At 43.1% G+C, this 937-nt stretch carries 1 protein-coding gene; it reads right to left on the reverse strand.

The genetic code is table 11. The features are described 5' to 3' along the window. Window positions 1-222: 222 nt before the first annotated feature. A partial coding sequence (locus tag A3739_RS26270) for a methylated-DNA--[protein]-cysteine S-methyltransferase (protein ID WP_068503344.1) occupies window positions 223-937 on the reverse strand: 715 nt, incomplete at its 5' end.

The following is a 937-nucleotide window of genomic DNA, read 5'->3' on the forward strand; positions in this document are numbered from 1 at the left end:
CACATATCGGCCAGCAAATGAATTTTGACAACGCTAAGGCTATAAACGAATTGGGGATCAAATACATTTCTATAAAAGAGAGTGTCGAGGCTGCAGTCGAAGATATGCTGAAGTGGGGACACTTGAAACCGCGTAAAGCAAACAAAATGGCTACCGCTTAATACGGTTTATGCTCTTGGTCAGGGTTTCGTTCATCTTTGGCGTTAACGCTGACCAAGATTCTTATTGATTTAAAATTCTATTACCAGATTCCCTAAGAAGCATTACTGCTTTTCGATCCGCTCCCCATCGATATTGATTCAAAACGCCTGAGCTTCTAATAACTCTGTGACAGGGTATAAGACACGCAACAGGATTGTTTGCGATTGCTGAAGCTGCTGCTCTCGCAGCTTTGACGTTACCAGAAGCTTCCGCGATTTGTTGATATGTTCGCAGCTCACCTTCAGGAATCGTTAATAAAGCTTCCCAAACCTTAACCTGAAAGACGCTTGCTTTAACAAATAAGGTTACGTTTTGGTTCGATTCACGATTAGAAAAGACTTGTTGGTTTAGCGTTTTAGCGAGGTTGTCCTCGCGAATAAACTCTGCGTTATGCCATTCTGACTCCAGTTCATTGATCAAATCATCTCGACTCTGCGAAGATGACGTGAACGCGAGTTTCATAATCCCTCTTTGGGTCGAAGCAAAAAGAGCATCCCCATATGGAGTTGGAGCAAAACCAAATGTTATCTCAAGATTTTTACCTCGTGATTTATACTCGCCAGGTGTTATGGACTCGATACGAACAAAGTTGTCGTACAGCCTGCTTTCAGAAGAATAGCCGAGCATGTCTGCAGTCTCAGCTACAGAATGGTTAGGCAGAAGCTCTTTGGCTTTCGATCTTGATATGGTTTGCAAGAATTGCTTTGGTGAGAGGCCAAACCACTCGGTGAATACG

The organism is Oleiphilus sp. HI0067, assembly GCF_001635735.1.